The following is an 18994-nucleotide window of genomic DNA, read 5'->3' as shown; positions in this document are numbered from 1 at the left end:
TCGAGTCAGCCCTTCCCCGCGCTCGCGCCTCATCCTAGGGGCGCAGTCCTGTGCGTTACCCGTTTACGCCCGGCACGTCGCAGGCCGGAACAGGGAACAGCCGCAGAGGCGACGCCGTTTAGGCTTGGGGACGGACGACGAAAGGAACGCACGATGAGCGCATCGCACGACGAGGCCGCGCAGGGCACGTACGGAGTCGAGAAGACCGACGACGAGTGGCGCCGCGAGCTCAGCCCGGAGCAGTACGCGGTGCTGCGCGAGGCGGGCACGGAGCGGCCGTGGACCGGCGAGCTGCTGGACGAGGGCCGCGCCGGCCTCTACACCTGCGCCGCCTGCGGAGCCGAGCTGTTCAAGTCGGGCACCAAGTTCGACAGCGGCTGCGGCTGGCCCAGCTTCTACGAGTCGATCCGGCCGGAGGCCGTGCAGCTTCTGGAGGACGACAGCCTGGGCATGGTGCGCACCGAGGTGCGCTGCGCGAACTGCGGCTCGCACCTGGGCCACGTGTTCCCGGACGGCTTCGGCACCCCGACGGGCGACCGCTACTGCATGAACTCGCTCTCGCTGAACTTCGCGCCAGAGGCCTGATGTCCGAGCTGGTCGAGCGGGTCGCCGCACGCCGGTCGTACTCGCGCGTGACCCCGGCGGCGCCGACGCACGAGGAGCTGCTGCCGCTCGTGGCCGCCGCGGGCCGCGTCGCCGACCACTCGGCGCTGCACCCGTGGCGGATCATCGAATTGCGCGGGGACGCGCGCGTCCGGCTGGGCCGCGCGTTCGTGAAGGACGCCAAGGCGACCGGCGAGGAGGCCGAGAAGCTGGCGGCGAAGCCGTTGCGCTCGTCGCTGCTGCTCGCGATCGTCTCGGTGCGCACGAAGAGCGAGAAGGTGCCGGGCTGGGAGCAGGACGCGGTCGCCGCGGGCGTCGCGCACCTCCTCAGCCTGCTGCTCGACGACGCGGGCTGGGGCGTGATGTGGCGCACCGGCCACCACACCCGGTCGAAGGCCGTGCACCGGATGCACGGCCTCGCGAAGAACGAGCGGCTCCTCGGCTGGCTCTACGTCGGCGGGGTGCCGGAGGACGGCAGGGACGGGCACCGGACCTCCATCGACCCGGAGCGCTTCCTCAGCACGCTCGACTGAGCGTCAGTCCGGCCGTCGCCCCCAGCGGATGCTCGCCACGGCGACCGCGACGAGGGCGAGCAGCGTTCCGGCGACGGTCGAGAATGCGACCGGAGCGGGCGAGCTCGGCGCGAGCACGTCGAGCAGGAGCGCGGTCACCAGCTGACCGGCGACGGTCGCGAGGCCGAGCAGCAGCACGCCCGTGATCCGGACGAGCAGCGCGGCGGCCGCGATGAACACGCAGCCGATCGCGCCGCCGAGGTAGAGCCACGGCTCGGTCGGCAGCGGTTTCGGGAGGCCGCGCAGGCTCCAGTCGACGGCCATGACCACCAGGAGCACGCTCGTCCCGACCACGAAGTTGATGAAGGTCGCGGTCAGGGCGCTCTCGGCGACCACCCGGACCTGGCCGTTGACGGCCTGCTGCCAGCCGAGGCCGAGGCCCGCGATCAGTGGCAGCAGCATGAGCCAGATCGGCACGGGGCCGCCGAGCTGCGCGGACACCGCCCAGGTCACCGCGCCGAGGGCGATCAGGGCGCCCGCGAGCCGCGCCGGCGTGATCGGCCGGCGGCCTCCCGGGCCGAGGCCGATGCGGTCGAGGACCAGGCCGCTGACGGTCTGGCCGGCCACGACCGCGACCGTGAACAGCGCGACGCCGAGCACCGCGGCGGCGACGCCCTGCGACAGCACCAGGAACGCGCCCGCGGTGCCGCCCGCGACGTACCACCAGGGCAGCTCGCGCGTGCGCAGCGCGGCGACGACCCGGCCGAAGCCGCGCCGCCCGGCGGGGGCGACGGCCATCGCGACGAGGAGGATCACGAGCCCGGAGCCGAACGAGATGACGGCGGCGGTGACCCCGTCGCCCAGCCGCTGCCCCAGCTCGCCGTTGATGCGCGACTGGAGGGCGACGCCGGCACCGCAGAAGATCGCGCAGACGAGCGCGAGCCAGAGCGGGAAGGAGCGGGAGGTCACTCCCCCAAGCCTAGGGGGCTGTCAGGGAGCGGGCGCCTCGCCGTCGGAGGGCGACGGGTGCGGGAGCCAGGGGATGTTCTCCTCCGGCGCGACGTCCTTCTCGAAGTCGAGGTCGTAGTCGTCGCCCTGCTCCACGACGTCGGGCTTGTCGGCGTCGTCGGGCTGTTCGGCGTCGTGCTGCTTGTCGGTCATTCCCTCACCGTACCCGGCGCCTCGTCGGCGAGGAAGGCGATCGGAGACTCGATGGCGTCGGCGATCTCGCGCAGGAACCGGGCCGCCACTCCGCCGTCGGTGACGCGGTGGTCGAAGACCAGGCTGAGCTGCACGATCCGGCGCGCGACGACGGCGCCGTCGACCACCCACGGGCGCTCGATGACGCGGCCGATGCCGAGGATGGCGACCTCCGGGTGGTTGATGATCGCGGCGCTGCCGTCGACGCCGAGGCTCCCGTAGTTGTTCACGGTGAAGGTGGAGCCGGTCAGGTCCGCGGGCGGCAGCACGCCGTCGCGCGCGGCGGCGGACAGCCGGCCGAGCTCGGCGTCGAGCTCGCGGACGCTCGACCGGTCGGCGCGGCGGATCACCGGGACGAGCAGGCCGCGCGGGGTGTCGGCGGCGAAACCGAGGTTCACCCCGGTGAACACCTCGATGCCGTCCCCGTCGGCGGTGACCCGGCCGGCGAGCTCGGGATGCCGCGCGAGCGCGCTGAGCGCGAACCGAGAGATGAAGGCGAGCAGCGACGGCGGCTTACCGGACTTGCCGAGGGTCTGCCTGGCCTCCCACAGCTCGGTGGCGTCGACGTCGACCCAGACGGTCGCCTCCGGGATCTCGGAGCGGCTGCGCGTCATGGTCTCGGCGACCGTGCGGCGGAGGCGGGAGAACGGGGCGACGGAGGCGATGTCGAGGCCCGTGCGGGGGTCGGTCCCGGGCTCGGCGGCGGGCGTCGGGCGAGTGGCGGTCGCCGGACGGGTCGCGGGCGCGGTGGCCGCGCTGGGCGCGGTGGCCTTGGCAGCGGCGAGCGCCGCCTCCACATCGCGCCGCGTGACGACACCGCCCTGGCCGCTCGGGGTGAGCGAGGCGAGGTCGATGCTGTGGGTCCGCGCGAGGGCGCGGACGACCGGCGACACGACGGGGACGATCCGGCTCGGCGCACCGGCCGCGACTCCGGTGCCGCGCTGGGTGGCGCGGCCGCGGCGGCGGGCGGTGGCGTGGTCGGTGGTGCCGTAGCCGACGAGCACGGCGCCGGAGCCGGCCGCGACGGGTTCGGGCTCGCGCTCGGAGGCGGCGGCTTCGGCGGCGGCCTCTACGGGCGCCTCCGCCTCGGCGTCCTCCCGCACCTCCAGCAGCGGCGAGCCGACCAGGATGGTCTCGCCCTCCTCGCCGTGGCAGACGGCGACGACGCCGGCGTACGGCGACGGCACCTCGACGACCGACTTGGCGGTCTCCACCTCGGCGATCGGCTGGTCCACGGTCACCGTGTCGCCGACCGCGACCAGCCAGCGGACCAGTTCGGCGTCGGCGAGTCCCTCGCCCAGGTCGGGCAGCGCGAAGACCTTCATGCGTCCTCCCACTGCAGGCTGTCGACGGCGTCGAGCACGCGGTCCACGCCCGGCAGGTAGAAGCGCTCCAGCTTCGGCGGCGCGAACGGGGTGTCGAAGCCGGTCACCCGGCGGACCGGCGCCTCCAGGTAGTGGAAGCAGCGCTCGGAAACGCGGGCGACGATCTCGGAGGCGACGCTGGCGAAGCCCGGCGCCTCCGCCACGACGACGGCGCGACCGGTCGCCCGGACGGCGGCGCATACGGTCTCGTCGTCGAACGGGGTCAGGGTCCGCACGTCGATCACGGCCAGGCTGCGGCCCTCCTCGGCGGCGGCCTCCGCGGCGGCGAGCGCCACCGGCACGGTCGGGCCGTAGGCGATCAGGGTGGCGTCGGTGCCCTCCCTGGCGACGCGCGCGCGGCCCAGCTCGGGCAGCGGCGCGGTCGTGTCGACCTCGCCGGTCGACCAGTACAGCTTCTTCGGCTCCATGAAGACGACCGGATCCGGGGAGGCGATCGCGGCGCGGAGCAAGCCGTAGGCGTCCTGCGGGGTCGCCGGCGACACCACGGTCAGGCCGGGCGTGTGCACGTAGTAGGCCTCGGAGGAGTCGGAGTGGTGCTCGACGCCGCCGATGCCGCCCGCGAACGGGATGCGGATGACCATCGGCAGCCGGACCTTCCCGCGGGTGCGGTTGCCCATCTTGGCGACGTGGTCCACGATCTGCTCGAACGCCGGGTAGGCGAAGGCGTCGAACTGCATCTCGACCACCGGGCGCATCCCGTTCATCGCCATCCCGACCGCGGTGCCGACGATGCCGGACTCGGCCAACGGGGTGTCGAAGCAGCGCTGCTCGCCGAAGCGCTTGGTCAGGCCGTCGGTGATGCGGAAGACGCCGCCGAGCGTGCCGACGTCCTCGCCGAAGACGAGGACGGCCGGGTCCTCCGCGAGGGAGTCGGCGAGGGCGCGGTTGAGGGCCTGCGCCATCGTCATGGTGGCGACGGCGGGCGCAGACGGCTGCTCGGGCTCGGGCTGCCGGTCCTCCGGCTGACGGTCGGCGGGGGCGTCGTGCATGATCGTCATCGGGCGACCTCCTCGGTGCGGGACTGCGCTGCCCGGGTCTCGGCGGCGAGCTCGGCCGCGAGCAGTGCGGACTGCTCCCGGAGCTGCGGCGTCGGCTCGGCGTAGACGTACTCGAACAGGTCCAGCGGCTGCGGCTCGGCGTCCGCCATGATCCGGGTGCGGAGGTCGACGGCGACGCGCTCGGCGTGCGCGCGGAACTCGGCGTCGTCGTCGTCGGTCAGCGCGCCCTCGGCCGTCAGCCAGGTGCGCAGGCGCAGCAGCGGGTCGCGGGCGATCCACGGCTCCACCTCGGCGGAGGTGCGGTAGCGGGTCGCGTCGTCGGCGTTGGTGTGCGACTTCATCCGGTAGGTGAGCGCCTCCACCAGCGTGGGGCCGCCGCCCTCCCGGGCCTCGGTGATGGCCTCACCCAGCACCGCGAGAAGCGCGGCGAGGTCGTTGCCGTCGACCAGGCGACCGCGCATCCCGTAGCCGACGCCCTTGTGCGCCAGGCTCGGCGCGGCGGTCTGCCGGCTGAGCGGCACGGAGATCGCGTAGCCGTTGTTCTGGACGAGGAAGACGACGGGGAGGTGGAACACGGCCGCGAAGTTGAGCGCCTCGTGGAAGTCGCCCTCGCTGGTGGCGCCATCGCCGCACAGCGCGACGACCACGGTGTCCTCTCCGCGCATCCTGGCTGCGTGGGCGAAGCCGACCGCGTGCAGGAGCTGGGTGGCGAGCGGGGTCGCCTGCGGGGCCACGCGGTACTCGTTCGGGTCGTAGCCGGAGTGCCAGTCGCCGCGCAGCAGCAGGAAGGCCTCGAACGGGTCCACGCCCCGGGAGACGACGGCGACCGAGTCGCGGTAGGTCGGGAACAGCCAGTCCTGCTCGCCGAGCACCATCGCCGCGGCGACCTCGCAGGCCTCCTGGCCGTGCGAGGACGGGTACACGGCCAGCTTGCCCTGGCGCACCAGGGCGTCGGCCTGATCGTTGAGCCGCCTGCCCAGCACGAGGCGGCCGTAGCCGTCGCGCAACTGCTCGGTGGTCGGGAACGCGTAGTGCTCGTGCGGGTGGCCCGAGCCCTGCTCGTCGATGAGCCGCAACGGGGTGTCGCCCGGCATCAGATCGTCGGCGTGCATCTGTTCTCCTTCGAAAGACGTCGCTGATGTTCATGGTGACTTCGCTGGACCAGGTTTGCCAGTCGTGGAGTGGTTTCGAGACGAATGGATGCGGAACCGTCGGAGGGATGCCAAACTGTCTCCCATCATGGACGACATCGACTCCCGCATCGTCGCGGCCCTGCGCGCGGACGGCCGCGCCTCGATCACCGCGGTCGCCGAAGCGGCCCACGTCTCCCGCGCGAACGCCTACGCGCGGGTCTCGCGCCTGGTCGACGAGGGCGTCATCACCGGCTTCACCGCCAAGGTCGACCCGCGCCTCTCCGGACGGGCGTCGTCGGCGTACGTGACGATGCGCGTGGAGCAGGCGGACTGGCACGACCTCCGCGCCCGGCTCCGGGAGATCCCCGAGGTGGAGCACTTCGCGCTCGTCGGCGGCGACTTCGACGTCATCCTGCTGGTGAGGGCGCGCGACAACGAGGATCTGCGCCGGGTGGTGCTGGAGGAGCTGACCAGCATCCCGTCGGTGCGGGACACGAAAACCTCACTCGTCTTCGAGGACCACGACCTGCGATAACCGCCGCGTCGCGCCGAGATTCGTGCCGAATGGCGCGAAAGCCGCGGTGAATCGCGCCATTCGGCACAAATGTCGGCGCTGGTGCGTGGCGCGGTGGGAGTCGATACGCTCGGGGCATGGCGGGCGCGCTCACCTCGGAGCTCACGGTCGGGGACCTGCTGGCCCTCGCGCGACTGGACGACCACGCCGCGGTGGACGGGCTCACGGTGGCGCTCACCTGGCGCTACGAGCACACGATGACGCTGGCGAAGGCGCTCGCGGCGGCCGGGTCGGGAGTGATCCTCTCTCTCGTGGTGCCGGTGCTGCAGTCGAACCCCGGCGTGAATCCCGTCCCCGTCGCGGCCTGGCTGTGGGTGCTCGTCGCCGGGACGGTCACGATGCTGAGCGGCGGAGTCTTCTACCTGCTCGCCCGCCGCGCCCAGCGGACGTTCGTGCTCGCGCAGGGCCTCCTCGCCGAGCTGCTCGCCCTCCGCTCCGCGCCGCCCGCGCCGGGAGGCACCCGATGAGCACCACCATCGTCGTCGTCCTCGCCTCCATCGTCGTGGTGCTGGCCGTCGCGCTCGCCGTCGCGGCGCTCCTCGTGCTGGCGAACCGCCTGCGAGCCGATCGCCACCGCGCCGCCGCGCTCGGCAGCCCGGCCGCGTGGAGCGCACTCGACGGGATCACGCTCAGCGGGTACTCCGACGACGAGCGCGTGCGGGCGGCGGTCGACGGCTTCCTCACGGCCGGCCGGCGCGGATGAGCGGCCGGCTCCGGAGCAGCTGACCACTTTGCCGTCGGTCAGCCTCTGCTGTCCCGCGACCGCCGGCGGCGAGCGAGGCCGATGATGAGGGCCACCGTCACGAGGACGAGGCCACCGAGCCAGAATACGGCTGCCGTCGACGCCAGAGCCGGCACCTGTCCGATGGCGAGCGTGCCCGCTGCGAGGACGCAGAGCACGGCCACGGGGATGGAGCCCGACGCTCGGCGAGGCGTGCGCGTCACGAGTTCAGATTCGCGGTGGTGATGCAGAAGCTCACCGTTCCCGGCTCCGCAACTGATCGGGAGTGGGCTCCGGGTCGGCCTGGGCGGCGACGACCTGGTCGACGCTCGGGACCCCATCGATCCAGGATTGGACCCGGCCCGAACGGTCGTCCACAGGTGTGAACGTCATCTGCGTGAAGCCGACTACGTCACCAGCTGGATCGAACATGACGGACACCGAGGACTGCTCCATCACCCCTTGACCGGCCGATGCCGGCACCCGCAGGATTCGCGTCGATTCGTCGGCCTGCCAGGCGACCGCGCTCGGGGTCCAGTCGCAGGCCTCCCATGACCGTCACCGGCCCCGCGAAGGCATCCGCGAGGAGCGTCTCGGCGTGCTGGCGCGCGCTTTCGCGCGAGTTGCAACAGACATCTGTTCTCTCCTTCGAGTCAGGTGATCGGTGACCACACGATTCCATGAGAGCAATGCTCAATGTCAGATGTCAATGCTTGCATTAGTGACATGGCTCGCCCCACCCTGCCGCGCAACCCCGCCCGGCGCTACGCTCGCGCCATGGCCGCCTCCCTCCCCCGCCTCCCCGTCACCGGCGACCGGGACCCGTCGCGGGCGCACTGGATGGAGCTGTTCTTCGACCTCGTGTTCGTCGCGCTGGTCGGGCAGCTCGCCCACGGGCTGCACACCGAGCCGTCGTTCGGGACGCTCGCGATCTTCGTCGCCCTGTTCGCGTCGGTCTGGTGGTCGTGGGTCAACCTGACCTTCGTCGTGGATGTGTCGCCGCAGCTCAGCGCGCGGCGGCTGTCGATCGTGATGCTGATCGCGATGTTCGCTGTCGGCGCGCTTGCGGTCGCGGCGCCGGAGGCGGTCGGCGACCGGGCCTGGCTGTTCGCGGCCGGCAACGCAGTGCTGCGGGTGCTGCTGCTGGTGGTGTGGATCGGCTTCTCCTGGTCGAACGGGACGGCCTCGCGGGTTCGCATCCTCGTCTACAACGGACTGACCGCCGTGCTCTGGCTGGTCTCCATCGCCCTCCCCGCCCCGGCGAACTACGTGCTGTGGGCGGTCGCGATCGTCCTGGAGGTCGTGCTGCTGACCGCGACCTCCGGCAGCTGGGCGGCGATCGCGCTCGACCGGCTGAACGTCGAGCACCTGTCGGAGCGGTTCGGGCTGCTCGTCATCATCGTGCTCGGCGAGTCGGTGCTGAGCATCGTGGACGCGGTGCCCGGCGCCTGGACCCTCGCCGCCGGGCTCGTCGGCGTGCTCGGGCTGCTGCTGACCGCCGGGCTGGCGTGGTCGTTCTTCCTCTACGGCGTGGATGTGATGGCGAGCGGGCTGGAGCGGCTGCTGGAGGCCGGCGACGTGCGCACGATCCGGGACACGGTCGCGTTCCTGCCGTTCCTGCTGCTGGCGGGGGTCACCGCGCTGTCCGGCGCGCTCGCCGAGGGGATCGCGCACCCGGGCGAGCCGCTGCCGCCGGCGCTGGCGGTGTCGCTCGGCGGCGGGATCGCGCTGTTCTACCTGACCAACGCGGTCATCGCGCGACGCTACGGCGACCCGTGGCGGGTCGTGCTGCGCTGGGCGACGCCGGCGGTCGGACTGTCCGCGGCGCTCGCGGTCGCGGCGCTGTGGCTGCCGGCCGCGGCGGCGATCGGCTGCGCGGTGGTGATTCTGGGGGTGGTGGTGGCGTCGGCAGAGCTCGCCTCGCGGTCACGGCGGTTGCTCGCGGGTCGGGGTTCTGCGACTATTTACTAGCTGAACGTTCGTTCGGTAATTCGCATTCGAAGGAGTTGCGATGGCGGAGGCCTACCTCGTCGGCGGTGTGCGCACGGCGGTCGGACGCTACGGCGGAGCATTGGCGGGCATCCGGCCCGACGATCTCGCCGCCCTCGTCGTGGGCGAGGCCGTGCGCCGCGCAGGAGTGGACGGCTCGACGCTCGACGACGTCATGCTCGGAGCCGCGAACCAGGCCGGCGAGGACAACCGGAACGTGGCCCGCATGGCCGCGCTGCTGGCCGGCCTCCCGGACAGCGTCCCCGGCGTCACCGTCAACCGGCTGTGCGCGTCCGGCCTCAGCGCCGTCACGCTCGCCGGTCAGGCGATCCGCGCGGGCGACGCCGACCTGATCGTGGCGGGCGGCGTCGAGTCGATGACGCGGGCGCCCTGGGTGCAGGCCAAGCCGGCGCGGCCGTGGGCGAAGCCGGGTGCGCAGTTCGACACCTCCATCGGCTGGCGGTTCACCAACCCGCGGTTCCTGGAGCGCGACAAGGCCACCTACTCCATGCCGGAGACCGCGGAGGAGGTCGCGCGCCTCGACGGGATCAGCCGGGAGGAGGCCGACGCGTTCGCGCTGGAGAGCCACCGGCGCGCCGCGGCGGCGACCGACGCGGGGCGCTTCGCCGAGGAGATCGTCCCGGTCACGACCCCCGCCGGGGAGGTCACGGCCGATGAGAGCATCCGCCGCGACACCGATGCTGCCGCCCTCGCGGCGCTGCGGCCGGTCGTCGCGGGAGGCGGCGTCGTCACAGCGGGCAACTCGTCGCCGCTGAACGACGGCGCGTCCGCGATCGTGGTCGCCAGCGGCGACGCCGTGCAGCGCTACGGCCTCCGCCCGCGCGCCAGGATCGTCGCCTCGGCGAGCGCCGGCGTCGCGCCCGAGGTGATGGGGCTCGGCCCGGTCCCCGCGACCAACCGCGCGCTCGACCGCGCCGGCCTGGAGCTCGGCGACATCGGCAGCATCGAGCTCAACGAGGCGTTCGCCGCGCAGGCCATCGCGTGCATGCGCCGGCTGGGGCTGGACGACGACAGCGGCCGGGCGCGGGTGAACGCCGACGGCGGCGCGATCGCGCTCGGGCACGCGCTGGGGTCGAGCGGCGCGCGCATCCTGGTGACGCTGCTCGGCCGGATGGAGCGCGAGCGGTCCCGGTACGGGTTGGCGACGATGTGCGTCGGCGTCGGCCAGGGCGCCGCCCTGATCGTGGAGGCGCTGTGATGACGGCGCCGACGACGCTGCTGATCGCCGAGAGCGCCGACCGCGTGGTCGCGACGCTCAACCGGCCCGAGGTCCGCAACGCCATCGACCAGCGGATGGTGGACGAGCTGCACGCCCTGTGCGAGGAGCTGGAGCGCGACCCGCGCATCCTCATCCTCACCGGCTCGGAGGGCGTGTTCGCCTCCGGCGCGGACATCGCCGAGCTGCGGGAGCGCACCACGGCCGACGCGCGCCGCGCGATCAACGCGACGATCTTCCTCCGCATCGCGGAGCTGCCCATGCCGGTGATCGCCGCGCTCGACGGCTACGCGCTGGGCGGCGGCGCCGAGCTCGCCTACGCGGCGGACTTCCGGCTCGGCACCCCGCGGCTGCGGATCGGCAACCCGGAGACGTCGCTCGGGATCATCGCCGCGGCCGGCGCGCTCTGGCGGCTGCCGCAGCTGGTCGGCGAGCCGCTCGCCGCCGAGATCACGATGGCCGGGCGCGTGCTGAACGGTGAGGAGGCGCTGGCCGCCGGGCTGGTGAGCGACCTGTTCGCGCCGGGCGAGTTGCTCGCCGGCGCGCACGCCCTCGCCGACCGGATCGCGAAGAACGACCCGCTGGCGACCCAGTACACCAAGCGGGTCCTGCGCGCGCCGCTCGGCGACCATCCCCGGGCCGAGCGGGAGGCGCAGGCCGTGCTGTTCGAGTCGCCGGAGAAGCAGCGCAGGATGACCGAGTTCCTGGAGCGGAGGCGGCGATGAGCGACCGGACGAACAGCGTGCCGGAGCAAGTAGGCGTGATCGGCGGCGGCCGGATGGGTGCGGGCATCGCGCACGCGTTCCTGATGGCGGGCGCCCGGGTCGCCGTGGTGGAGCGCGACGCCGCGTCGGCATCCTCGGCCCGCGAGCGCGTGGAGGCCGCGATCGACGGCAGCGTGCGCCGCGGCGCCACGGCCCCAGCGCCCGAGCGGCTGCTCGAGACGACCTCCTGGGACGCGCTGCGCGGCGCCGCCCTCGTCGTGGAGGCCGTGCCCGAGCTCCCCGAGCTCAAGTATGACGCCCTCCGCCGCGCCGAGGAGCTCCTGGAGCCCGACGCCGTCCTGGCGAGCAACACCTCCTCGCTGTCCATCGACAGCCTCGCCGAGGTGCTGACGCGGCCGGGCGGCTTCCTCGGCATGCACTTCTTCAACCCCGTCCCGGCCTCCTCCCTGGTGGAGGTCGTGGCCGGGCAGGCGACCGCGCCGAGCACCGTCGACCTCGCGACCGGCTGGGTGGAGGCGCTCGGTAAGACGCCGATCGTGGTCCGCGACTCCCCCGGCTTCGCGTCGTCCCGCCTCGGGGTGCTGCTCGGGCTGGAGGCCGTGCGGATGGTCGAGGAGGGCGTCGCGTCCCCCGAGGCCATCGACACCGCGATGACCCTCGGCTACAAGCACCCGGTCGGGCCGTTGCGGCTCACCGACATCGTCGGGCTGGACGTGCGGCTCGACATCGCGGAGTACCTCGCGAGCGAGCTGGGGCCGCGGTTCGAGCCTCCCGCGCTGCTGCGCCGCATGGTCGCCGACGGCCTGCTCGGCCGCAAGTCCGGGCGCGGGTTCTACGACTGGAGCGGCAACGAGGCGGCGGGCGGGGCACCGCTCACGCGCGCTCCGGAGCCTCCACGATGAGGTTCGTGATGCGCACGGTGCAGAGCCGGTTGCCCTCCTCGTCGGTCAGGACGACCTCGTGCGAGGTGACCTTCCTGCCGAGCCGGATCGCCGTCGCGACGCCGGTCACCAGGCCGCTGCGCGCGGACCGGTGGTGCGTCGCGTTGATGTCGAGCCCGACCGCGCTGCGTCCGGGGCCGGCGTGGATGACGGCCGCCCACGAGCCGAGCGCCTCCGCGAACGCCACCGAGGCGCCGCCGTGCAACAGCCCGAACGACTGGCGGTTGCCCGCCACCGGCATCGTCGCGACGACGCGCTCCGCGGATTGCTCCAGGATGCGCACGCCCATCTTCTCGTCGAGCTCGCCGAGCTCGATCGTCCAGTCTCCATCGGCCACGGCACCAGCCTATGTCCGAACCAGCCGAGCGCCGTCGCTCCAGACCCTCCCGGGAGGAACCGAATCATGAGTCTGCCCAGCTACCTGCGCGATCAGTGGTGGAGCCCGGCGTCCGACGAGGGCGCCGCGGAGGTGCGCGACGCCTCCACCGGCGAGCTCGTCGCCCGCGTCAGCGCGGAGGGCGCCGACCTCGCGGGCGCGCTCGAGTATGCGCGCACGGTCGGTCAGGCCTCGCTCGGCGAGCTGACCTTCCACCAGCGCGCGATGCTGCTCAAGCGGATGGCGCAGGTGCTGACCGAGCGCAAGCAGGAGCTGTACGACCTCTCCGCCCGCGCCGGGGCGACCCGGACGGACGCCTGGATCGACGTGGACGGCGGCATCGGCGCGATGTTCACCTACTCGTCGAAGGGCCGTCGCGAGCTCCCGAACGCGCACGTCATCGTGGACGGTCCCGCGGAGTCGCTGGCGAAGGACGGCTCCTTCCTCGGACAGCACATCTTCACCCGGCTCCCCGGCGTCGCCGTGCAGATCAACGCGTTCAACTTCCCGGTCTGGGGGCTGCTGGAGAAGTTCGCGCCCTCGTTCCTCGCCGGGATGCCGACCCTCGCCAAGCCCGCGACGCCGACCGCGTACGTGGCGGAGGCGATGGTGCGCATCCTGGTCGAGTCCGGGCTGCTGCCCGCGGGGTCGCTGCAGCTCGTCTCGGGCAGCGTGCCCGGGCTGTTCGACCACCTGCGGCTGGGCGACCTGGTCGCGTTCACCGGGTCGGCCTCCACCGCCGAGCGGCTGCGCTCGCACGACTCGGTGCAGACCGGCGGCGTGCGGTTCACGAGCGAGACGGACTCCATCAACGCGTCGGTGCTCGGGCCCGACGCGCTGCCCGGGACTCCCGAGTTCGACGCCTACGTCAAGCAGCTCGTGGTCGAGCTGACCGCCAAGGCCGGCCAGAAGTGCACGGCCATCCGCCGCGCGATCGTCCCGGCCGCGTCCGTCGACGACCTGCTCGCCGCGGTGCGGTCGCGCATCGAGGAGCGTGTCGTGGTCGGCGACCCGCGCGCGGAGGGCGTCACGATGGGCCCGCTCGCCTCCCGCGAGCAGCGCGCCGAGGTGCTCCGCCAGGTGGCGCGGCTGGTGGAGGCCGGCGGCGAGCTGGCCATCGGGGGCCTCGACCAGCCGAGCGTCCGCCGCGGCGATGGCAGTCTCGGCGTCGAGCTCGAAGGTGCCTTCGTCGCCCCGATCGTGCTGCGGTTCGCCGACGCCCGCACCCCGGAGGCGCACTCCGTGGAGGCGTTCGGCCCGGTCGCGGCCGTGCTGCCCTACGGCTCGGCCACCGAAGCCGCGCAGCTCGTCGCGCTCGGCGGCGGCTCGCTCGTGACCAGCGCGGCCACGCACGACCCGGACTTCGCCCGCGAGCTGGTGATGGCGACCGCGGCGTACAACGGCCGCATCCTGCTGCTCGACCGCGACGACGCCCGCACCTCCACCGGCCACGGCTCGCCGATGCCGCACCTCGTCCACGGCGGCCCCGGCCGCGCCGGCGGCGGCGAGGAGCTGGGCGGCATCCGCGCGGTGCTGAACCACATGCAGCGCACGGCCCTCCAGGGCTCCCCCGACCTCCTCACGGCCGTCACCGGCGTGTGGCACGAGGGCGCCGCGGCCGAGACCGAGGGCCCGCACCCGTTCCGCAAGTCGCTCGCGACGCTGCGGATCGGCGACCAGGTGCAGTCGGAGTCGCGCCGCGTGACCCTGGACGACATCGAGACGTTCGCCACCTTCACCGGCGACACGTTCTACGCGCACATGGACGAGGAGGCCGCGGCCGCGAACCCCTTCTTCCCCGGGCGGGTCGCGCACGGCTACCTGCTCGTGTCGTGGGCGGCCGGCCTGTTCGTGGACCCGGCGCCCGGCCCCGTTCTCGCCAATTCCGGGCTGGAGAACCTGCGGTTCCTGACGCCGGTCTCCCCCGGCGACAGCATCCGGGTGGCGCTGACGGCCAAACAGATCACGCCGCGCGAGACGGACGAGTACGGCGAGGTGCGCTGGGACGCGCGCATCCTCAACCAGAAGGACGAGCTCGTCGCGTCGTACGACGTCCTCACCCTCGTCGCGAAGGAGTAACCCGGGCGGCCGAGGGGCACGTTGTTGTCACTTTCGAGCGCGAAAAGCGACAACGACGTGCCCCTCGGCGCGGGTGATGGGGATGTGCGGCGTCAGGCGGGGGTGCGGATCGCGAGCGCGAGGATGGTGTCCGCGAGCGCATCGGGCGGGACCGGCCCTGTGGGGTCGTACCACTCCGTGAGCGAGTTGATCATCCCGAACAGCAGGCGCGCGACCACAGCCGGGTCGGCGTCCACCCGCAGCGAGCCCTCGTCGCGGGCCTCCGCCACCAGCGCGGCGACCGCGTGGTCGAAGGCGCGCCGGCGCTGCAGCGCGGCCCGCTCCACCTCGGTGTTGCCGCGGACGCGCAGCAGCAGCGTGACGTACGGGAGGCGGTCGACCAGCACCAGCACGGCCTCGCGGAGCACCTGCGCGAGCCGCTCGGCGGCGGTCCCGGTGGTCTCTTCGGCCGAGCGCAGCGCGCCCTCCAGGCCGTCGAGTGCCTCATCCAGGGCGAGCGCCAGCAGCTCGTCCTTGGAGGCGACGTGGTGGTAGATCGCCGACTTGGACAGCCCGAGGCGCTCGGCGAGCATCCCGATGGAGGTCGCGTCGTAGCCGTGCTCGTTGAAGGCGGCCACGGCGACTTCGAGGATGCCGCGCTGGTCGTAGCCGGGCCGGCCCCGGCGCAGGGGCTCGGCCGTCCGGGTGTCGGTCACCCAGCAAGTGTGGCATGAACCCGCCCGCCTCGCATATACTGAACGAACGATCAGTAAGTATTGATGGGAGAGCTTGGTTCAATGGCGAACACGACGGAAGCCACCACCCCCACGGACGACGACGCCGCCGGCGAGGCGCTCTTCGAGCAGCTCATTGCCGCCGACTCCCGCATCGAGCCGCGCGACTGGATGCCCGACGCCTACCGGCGCACCCTCATCCGCCAGATGTCGCAGCACGCGCACTCCGAGATCATCGGCATGCAGCCCGAGGCCAACTGGATCAGCCGCGCCCCGAGCCTCAAGCGCAAGGCCATCCTGATGGCCAAGGTGCAGGACGAGGCCGGCCACGGGCTCTACCTCTACTCCGCGACGCAGACGCTCGGCATCACCCGTGACGAGATGACCGAGCAGCTCATCACCGGCGCCGCCAAGTACTCCTCGATCTTCAACTACCCCACGCTGAGCTGGGCCGACATCGGCGCGATCGGCTGGCTGGTCGACGGTGCGGCCATCTGCAACCAGGTTCCGCTCTGCCGCTGCTCCTACGCCCCCTACGGCCGCGCGATGGTGCGCATCTGCAAGGAGGAGTCCTTCCACCAGCGCCAGGGCTTCGAGATCCTGCTGACGCTGATGCGCGGCACGCCGGAGCAGCAGCGGATGGCGCAGGATGCGGTGAACCGCTGGTACTGGCCGTCGCTGATGATGTTCGGGCCGCCGGACGCCGACTCCCCCAACTCCGCGCGCTCGATGGCGTGGAAGATCAAGCGGTTCTCCAACGACGACCTGCGGCAGCGGTTCGTCGGGATGCTCGTGCCGCAGGCCGAGGCGCTCGGCGTGACGTTCCCCGACCCCGACCTGCGCTGGAACGAGGAGCGCCAGGCGTACGACCTCGGCGAGATCGACTGGAGCGAGCTGCAGCGCGTCATCGCCGGCGACGGCCCGTGCAACGCGCAGCGGCTGCAGCGCCGCCGCGACGCGCACGAGGACGGCGCCTGGGTGCGCGAGGCGGCCGCGGCCTACGCGGAGAAGAAGGCCCAGCAGGCCCGGAACCAGGAGGTCGCCGCATGAGCACCCAGCAGAAGCCGGCCCACGAGGTCTGGCCGCTGTGGGAGGTCTTCGTGCGCGCCTCCCGCGGCCTCAGCCACGTCCACGTCGGCTCGCTGCACGCGCCCGACGAGGAGCTCGCGGTGCGCAACGCCCGCGACCTCTACACCCGGCGCGGCGAGGGCGTCTCGATCTGGGTGGTCCGCTCCGACGCGATCACCACGAGCGACCCGTCCGCCAAGGACGCGTTCTTCACCTCGCCGGAGGGGAAGAACTTCCGGCACGCCACGTACTACACGGAGAGCGAAGGGGTGAAGCACCTGTGACGGACCACGACCCCCACGGCCACGGTCACGACGAACACGGTCACGACGAGCACGGCCACGTCGAGCTCAGCACAGTGACCCTGTCGGCCGAGTTCGTCGCCGACGAGGCCACGGCCTCCCCCGACGCCGCCGAGTACGCGCTCTGGCTCGGCGACGACTCGCTCGTGCTCGCCCAGCGACTCGGCTGGTGGATCTCCCGCGCGCCCGAGCTGGAGGAGGACGTCGCGCTGGCGAACATCGCCCTCGACCTGCTCGGCCACGCCCGCGCCCTGCTCCGCTACGCCGGCAGCGCCACGGAGCGCTCGGAGGACGACCTGGCCTACTGGCGCGACGAGCAGGACTTCCGGTCCGCGCACCTCTTCGAGCAGCCGAACGGCGACTTCGCGCACACGATCGTGCGGCAGTTCGCGGCCGCCCACTACCTCTACGAGCTCTACGAGCGGCTGCGCGCCTCCGAAGACGCCGTGCTCGCGGCGATCGCGGGCAAGGCGGTCAAGGAGGTCGCCTACCACTGCGACCACGCCGACCAGTGGGTGCTCCGGCTGGCGCTCGGCACCGACGAGTCCCGGCGCCGCACGCTGACCGCGTTCGCCGACCTGTGGCCGTACGTCGCGGAGCTGTTCCGCGACGAGCCGCTGATGGACCGGCTCGAGGGCGTCGCCCCGCGGCCGTCGACGCTGCGCGACGCGTTCGACGCCGCCGTCGCGCCGATCCTGGCGGAGGCCGAGCTGGAGCTCCCGAGCACCTTCACCGCCGCGGGCGGCGGACGCGAGGGCCGGCACTCCGAGCACCTCGCGCCGCTCCTCGCCGAGATGCAGGTGCTCACGCGCTCGCACCCCGGAGCGACCTGGTGACCGGGCACGCGGCCGAGGCCGGCCGGGCCTGGGCGGCCGCCGCCGCCGTGCTCGACCCGGAGGTCCCCGTGCTGAACCTCGACGACCTCGGCGTGCTGCGGGAGGTCACCGTGACCGACACCGGGGTGGAGGTCGTGCTCACGCCGACGTACTCCGGCTGCCCGGCGATGGACACGATCCGGGAGGACGTCGTGCGCGCCCTCGCCGCCGAGGGCTTCAGCGACGTGCGGGTGAGCCTCGCGCTCGCCCCGGCCTGGACGACTGACTGGATCAGCGCGCACGGCCGCGCCGCGCTCCGCGACTACGGCATCGCGCCGCCTCCCGGCACCGGCCCCGTCCGGCTCACGCTCGCGATCAAGTGCCCGCACTGCAGCTCGCTGAAGACCAGGGAGGTCTCCCACTTCGGCTCCACTGCGTGCAAGGCGCTCTACGTCTGCGACGAGTGCGGCGAGCCGTTCGACCACTTCAAGGCTCTGTGAGGTTCCCCTGATGGCGCGTGCGCGATTCCACACGCTCGCGGTCGCAGAGGTGCGCCCGCTGACCGCCGCGAGCGTCGAGGTGACGTTCGCCGTCCCCGACGACCTGTACGGGGAGTACGACTACCTGCCGGGGCAGCACGTCGCCCTCCGCGCGACCGTCGGCGGCAAGGAGTTGCGGCGCAGCTACTCGATCTGCCGCCCGCCGTCGCCCGGCCGGATCAGCGTCGCGATCAAGCGCGACCTGGGCGGCGCGTTCTCCACTTGGGCGACCAGCGAGCTGCGCACGGGCGACCGGATCGACGTGATGAGCCCGCAGGGCACGTTCACCATCGACCTCGGCGCGCTCGACGGCGTGCACGTCGCGGGGATCGCGGCCGGGTCGGGCATCACGCCGCTGATGGCGCTGGCCTCCAGCGTGCTGGCGGCCTCCGACACCAGCTCGTTCAGCCTCGTCTACACGAACCGCACGGCGATCGACGTGATGTTCCTGGAGGAGCTCGCGGATCTGAAGGACCGCTACCCGTCGCGGCTCGCCCTGCACCACGTGCTCTCCCGCGAGCAGCGCTCGGCGCCGCTGCTCTCCGGCCGGATCGACGAGGAGCGCCTGCGCACCATCCTCGACGCGCTGCTGCCGCCGGACACCGTGGACGAGTGGTTCCTGTGCGGGCCGTTCGAGCTGGTGCAGCTCTGCCGCGACGTGCTGGAGACGTACGACGTGCCGCGGTCCCGCGTCCACTTCGAGCTGTTCACGACCGGCGAGCCCGGCGAGGTCCGCGGCGACGTCGGGCACCCGGTCGTCGTCCACGAGGGTGAGAAGACGGCGGAGATCGAGTTTACGCTCGACGGCCAGACCTCAACGGTGACCACGCCGGTCGATGCGAACGAGTCGGTGCTCAACGCCGCGCTCCGGGTGCGGCCGGACGTGCCGTTCGCCTGCACCGGCGGCGTCTGCGGCACCTGCCGCGCGCGGCTGCTGTTCGGCGACGTGCGGATGACCGAGAACTACGCGCTCGAGCCGGAGGAGCTGGAGGCCGGATACGTCCTCACCTGCCAGTCGCATCCGCTCACCGAGAAGGTCGCGGTGGACTATGACGTCTGAGTCGTTCCCGACAACCGAGGAGGC

24 protein-coding genes are annotated in these 18994 nt (G+C 72.8%); 15 read left to right on the top strand and 9 right to left on the bottom strand.

Annotation, left to right across the window (positions count from 1 at the left end; genetic code table 11):
* Positions 1-153 precede the first annotated feature (153 nt).
* Positions 154-585 carry a peptide-methionine (R)-S-oxide reductase MsrB gene (gene msrB / locus ABCS02_RS03785; protein WP_345834266.1) on the top strand — a complete coding sequence of 144 codons (432 nt, stop codon included), beginning with the start codon at positions 154-156 and terminating at the stop codon, positions 583-585.
* Positions 585-1136, top strand: a complete 552-nt coding sequence (locus ABCS02_RS03780) for a nitroreductase family protein (RefSeq protein WP_345834265.1) — start codon at positions 585-587, stop codon at positions 1134-1136. Before msrB ends, ABCS02_RS03780 begins: the two co-directional genes overlap by 1 nt.
* A gap of 3 nt (positions 1137-1139) precedes the next feature.
* On the opposite strand, the gene ABCS02_RS03775 is transcribed toward ABCS02_RS03780, so the two are convergent.
* From ABCS02_RS03775 to pdhA, 5 genes are read right to left on the bottom strand one after another with little or no spacing between them, the layout of a single operon-like run.
* Entirely contained in the window at positions 1140-2084 is a 945-nt protein-coding gene (locus ABCS02_RS03775; protein WP_345834264.1) for a DMT family transporter, read from the bottom strand.
* 21 nt (positions 2085-2105) lie between these two features.
* Positions 2106-2276: a hypothetical protein gene (locus ABCS02_RS03770; RefSeq protein WP_345834263.1), complete on the bottom strand. Its 171-nt coding sequence runs from the start codon at positions 2274-2276 to the stop codon at positions 2106-2108.
* Positions 2273-3640 carry a dihydrolipoamide acetyltransferase family protein gene (locus tag ABCS02_RS03765; RefSeq protein WP_345834262.1) on the bottom strand — a complete coding sequence of 456 codons (1368 nt, stop codon included), beginning with the start codon at positions 3638-3640 and terminating at the stop codon, positions 2273-2275. The genes ABCS02_RS03770 and ABCS02_RS03765 overlap by 4 nt, the downstream gene beginning before the upstream one ends.
* Positions 3637-4698 (bottom strand): alpha-ketoacid dehydrogenase subunit beta, encoded by a 1062-nt coding sequence (locus ABCS02_RS03760; RefSeq protein WP_345834261.1) that lies wholly within the window; start codon positions 4696-4698, stop codon positions 3637-3639. Before ABCS02_RS03760 ends, ABCS02_RS03765 begins: the two co-directional genes overlap by 4 nt.
* A complete protein-coding gene (gene pdhA / locus ABCS02_RS03755; protein WP_345834260.1) occupies positions 4695-5810 on the bottom strand; it encodes a pyruvate dehydrogenase (acetyl-transferring) E1 component subunit alpha in 1116 nt (371 codons plus the stop codon). The genes ABCS02_RS03760 and pdhA overlap by 4 nt, the downstream gene beginning before the upstream one ends.
* A 127-nt stretch (positions 5811-5937) precedes the next feature.
* Here pdhA and ABCS02_RS03750 point away from each other — a divergent pair, with 127 nt between their 5' ends.
* The 3 genes from ABCS02_RS03750 (at position 5938) to ABCS02_RS03740 (ending at position 7108) form a co-directional block, all read left to right on the top strand.
* Complete coding sequence (locus tag ABCS02_RS03750) at positions 5938-6366, top strand: Lrp/AsnC family transcriptional regulator (RefSeq protein ID WP_345834259.1); 429 nt, start codon at positions 5938-5940, stop codon at positions 6364-6366.
* Positions 6367-6482: 116 nt separating this feature from the next.
* Positions 6483-6872, top strand: coding sequence for a hypothetical protein (locus ABCS02_RS03745; protein ID WP_345834258.1), 390 nt, complete (start codon positions 6483-6485; stop codon positions 6870-6872).
* Complete coding sequence (locus tag ABCS02_RS03740; RefSeq protein ID WP_345834257.1) at positions 6869-7108, top strand: hypothetical protein; 240 nt, start codon at positions 6869-6871, stop codon at positions 7106-7108. Before ABCS02_RS03745 ends, ABCS02_RS03740 begins: the two co-directional genes overlap by 4 nt.
* A gap of 38 nt (positions 7109-7146) precedes the next feature.
* Here ABCS02_RS03740 and ABCS02_RS03735 read toward each other — a convergent pair whose 3' ends face one another.
* Both ABCS02_RS03735 and ABCS02_RS03730 read right to left on the bottom strand, forming a co-directional pair.
* A complete protein-coding gene (locus tag ABCS02_RS03735; protein ID WP_345834256.1) occupies positions 7147-7350 on the bottom strand; it encodes a hypothetical protein in 204 nt (67 codons plus the stop codon).
* Positions 7351-7381: 31 nt separating this feature from the next.
* Positions 7382-7519 (bottom strand): hypothetical protein, encoded by a 138-nt coding sequence (locus ABCS02_RS03730; RefSeq protein WP_345834255.1) that lies wholly within the window; start codon positions 7517-7519, stop codon positions 7382-7384.
* Between the two features lie 333 nt (positions 7520-7852).
* Here ABCS02_RS03730 and ABCS02_RS03725 point away from each other — a divergent pair, with 333 nt between their 5' ends.
* Genes ABCS02_RS03725 through ABCS02_RS03710 form a run of 4 tightly spaced genes read left to right on the top strand, consistent with a single transcriptional unit; the run spans position 7853 to position 11979 of the window.
* Positions 7853-9097, top strand: coding sequence for a low temperature requirement protein A (locus ABCS02_RS03725; protein WP_345834254.1), 1245 nt, complete (start codon positions 7853-7855; stop codon positions 9095-9097).
* Positions 9098-9137: 40 nt separating this feature from the next.
* Positions 9138-10334 (top strand): acetyl-CoA C-acyltransferase, encoded by a 1197-nt coding sequence (locus ABCS02_RS03720; protein ID WP_345834253.1) that lies wholly within the window; start codon positions 9138-9140, stop codon positions 10332-10334.
* Positions 10334-11077: an enoyl-CoA hydratase/isomerase family protein gene (locus ABCS02_RS03715; protein WP_345834252.1), complete on the top strand. Its 744-nt coding sequence runs from the start codon at positions 10334-10336 to the stop codon at positions 11075-11077. The genes ABCS02_RS03720 and ABCS02_RS03715 overlap by 1 nt, the downstream gene beginning before the upstream one ends.
* Positions 11074-11979 carry a 3-hydroxyacyl-CoA dehydrogenase family protein gene (locus ABCS02_RS03710; protein WP_345834251.1) on the top strand — a complete coding sequence of 302 codons (906 nt, stop codon included), beginning with the start codon at positions 11074-11076 and terminating at the stop codon, positions 11977-11979. The genes ABCS02_RS03715 and ABCS02_RS03710 overlap by 4 nt, the downstream gene beginning before the upstream one ends.
* On the opposite strand, the gene ABCS02_RS03705 is transcribed toward ABCS02_RS03710, so the two are convergent.
* Complete coding sequence (locus ABCS02_RS03705) at positions 11951-12355, bottom strand: hotdog fold thioesterase (RefSeq protein ID WP_345834250.1); 405 nt, start codon at positions 12353-12355, stop codon at positions 11951-11953. The two genes, ABCS02_RS03710 and ABCS02_RS03705, sit on opposite strands and share 29 nt — an antisense overlap.
* A gap of 66 nt (positions 12356-12421) precedes the next feature.
* Between ABCS02_RS03705 and paaZ the strand changes: the two genes are divergently transcribed.
* Positions 12422-14473: a phenylacetic acid degradation bifunctional protein PaaZ gene (paaZ, locus tag ABCS02_RS03700; protein ID WP_345834249.1), complete on the top strand. Its 2052-nt coding sequence runs from the start codon at positions 12422-12424 to the stop codon at positions 14471-14473.
* A gap of 92 nt (positions 14474-14565) precedes the next feature.
* On the opposite strand, the gene ABCS02_RS03695 is transcribed toward paaZ, so the two are convergent.
* On the bottom strand, positions 14566-15168 hold the full coding sequence (locus tag ABCS02_RS03695; protein WP_345834248.1) for a TetR/AcrR family transcriptional regulator: 603 nt from the start codon (positions 15166-15168) through the stop codon (positions 14566-14568).
* Positions 15169-15249: 81 nt separating this feature from the next.
* Here ABCS02_RS03695 and paaA point away from each other — a divergent pair, with 81 nt between their 5' ends.
* Genes paaA through paaE form a run of 5 tightly spaced genes read left to right on the top strand, consistent with a single transcriptional unit; the run spans position 15250 to position 18970 of the window.
* Positions 15250-16236, top strand: a complete 987-nt coding sequence (paaA, locus tag ABCS02_RS03690; protein WP_345834247.1) for a 1,2-phenylacetyl-CoA epoxidase subunit PaaA — start codon at positions 15250-15252, stop codon at positions 16234-16236.
* A complete protein-coding gene (gene paaB, locus ABCS02_RS03685) occupies positions 16233-16538 on the top strand; it encodes a 1,2-phenylacetyl-CoA epoxidase subunit PaaB (RefSeq protein ID WP_345834246.1) in 306 nt (101 codons plus the stop codon). The genes paaA and paaB overlap by 4 nt, the downstream gene beginning before the upstream one ends.
* On the top strand, positions 16535-17392 hold the full coding sequence (gene paaC, locus ABCS02_RS03680) for a 1,2-phenylacetyl-CoA epoxidase subunit PaaC (protein ID WP_345834245.1): 858 nt from the start codon (positions 16535-16537) through the stop codon (positions 17390-17392). Before paaB ends, paaC begins: the two co-directional genes overlap by 4 nt.
* Entirely contained in the window at positions 17386-17871 is a 486-nt protein-coding gene (paaD, locus tag ABCS02_RS03675) for a 1,2-phenylacetyl-CoA epoxidase subunit PaaD (protein WP_345835164.1), read from the top strand. The genes paaC and paaD overlap by 7 nt, the downstream gene beginning before the upstream one ends.
* A gap of 10 nt (positions 17872-17881) precedes the next feature.
* Positions 17882-18970, top strand: coding sequence for a 1,2-phenylacetyl-CoA epoxidase subunit PaaE (gene paaE, locus ABCS02_RS03670; protein ID WP_345834244.1), 1089 nt, complete (start codon positions 17882-17884; stop codon positions 18968-18970).
* The last annotated feature ends 24 nt before the right edge of the window (positions 18971-18994 follow it).

The organism is Microbacterium sp. X-17, assembly GCF_039615055.1.
Note: the sequence above shows the minus strand (reverse complement) of the source record. Positions and strands in the feature narration are given on the sequence as shown.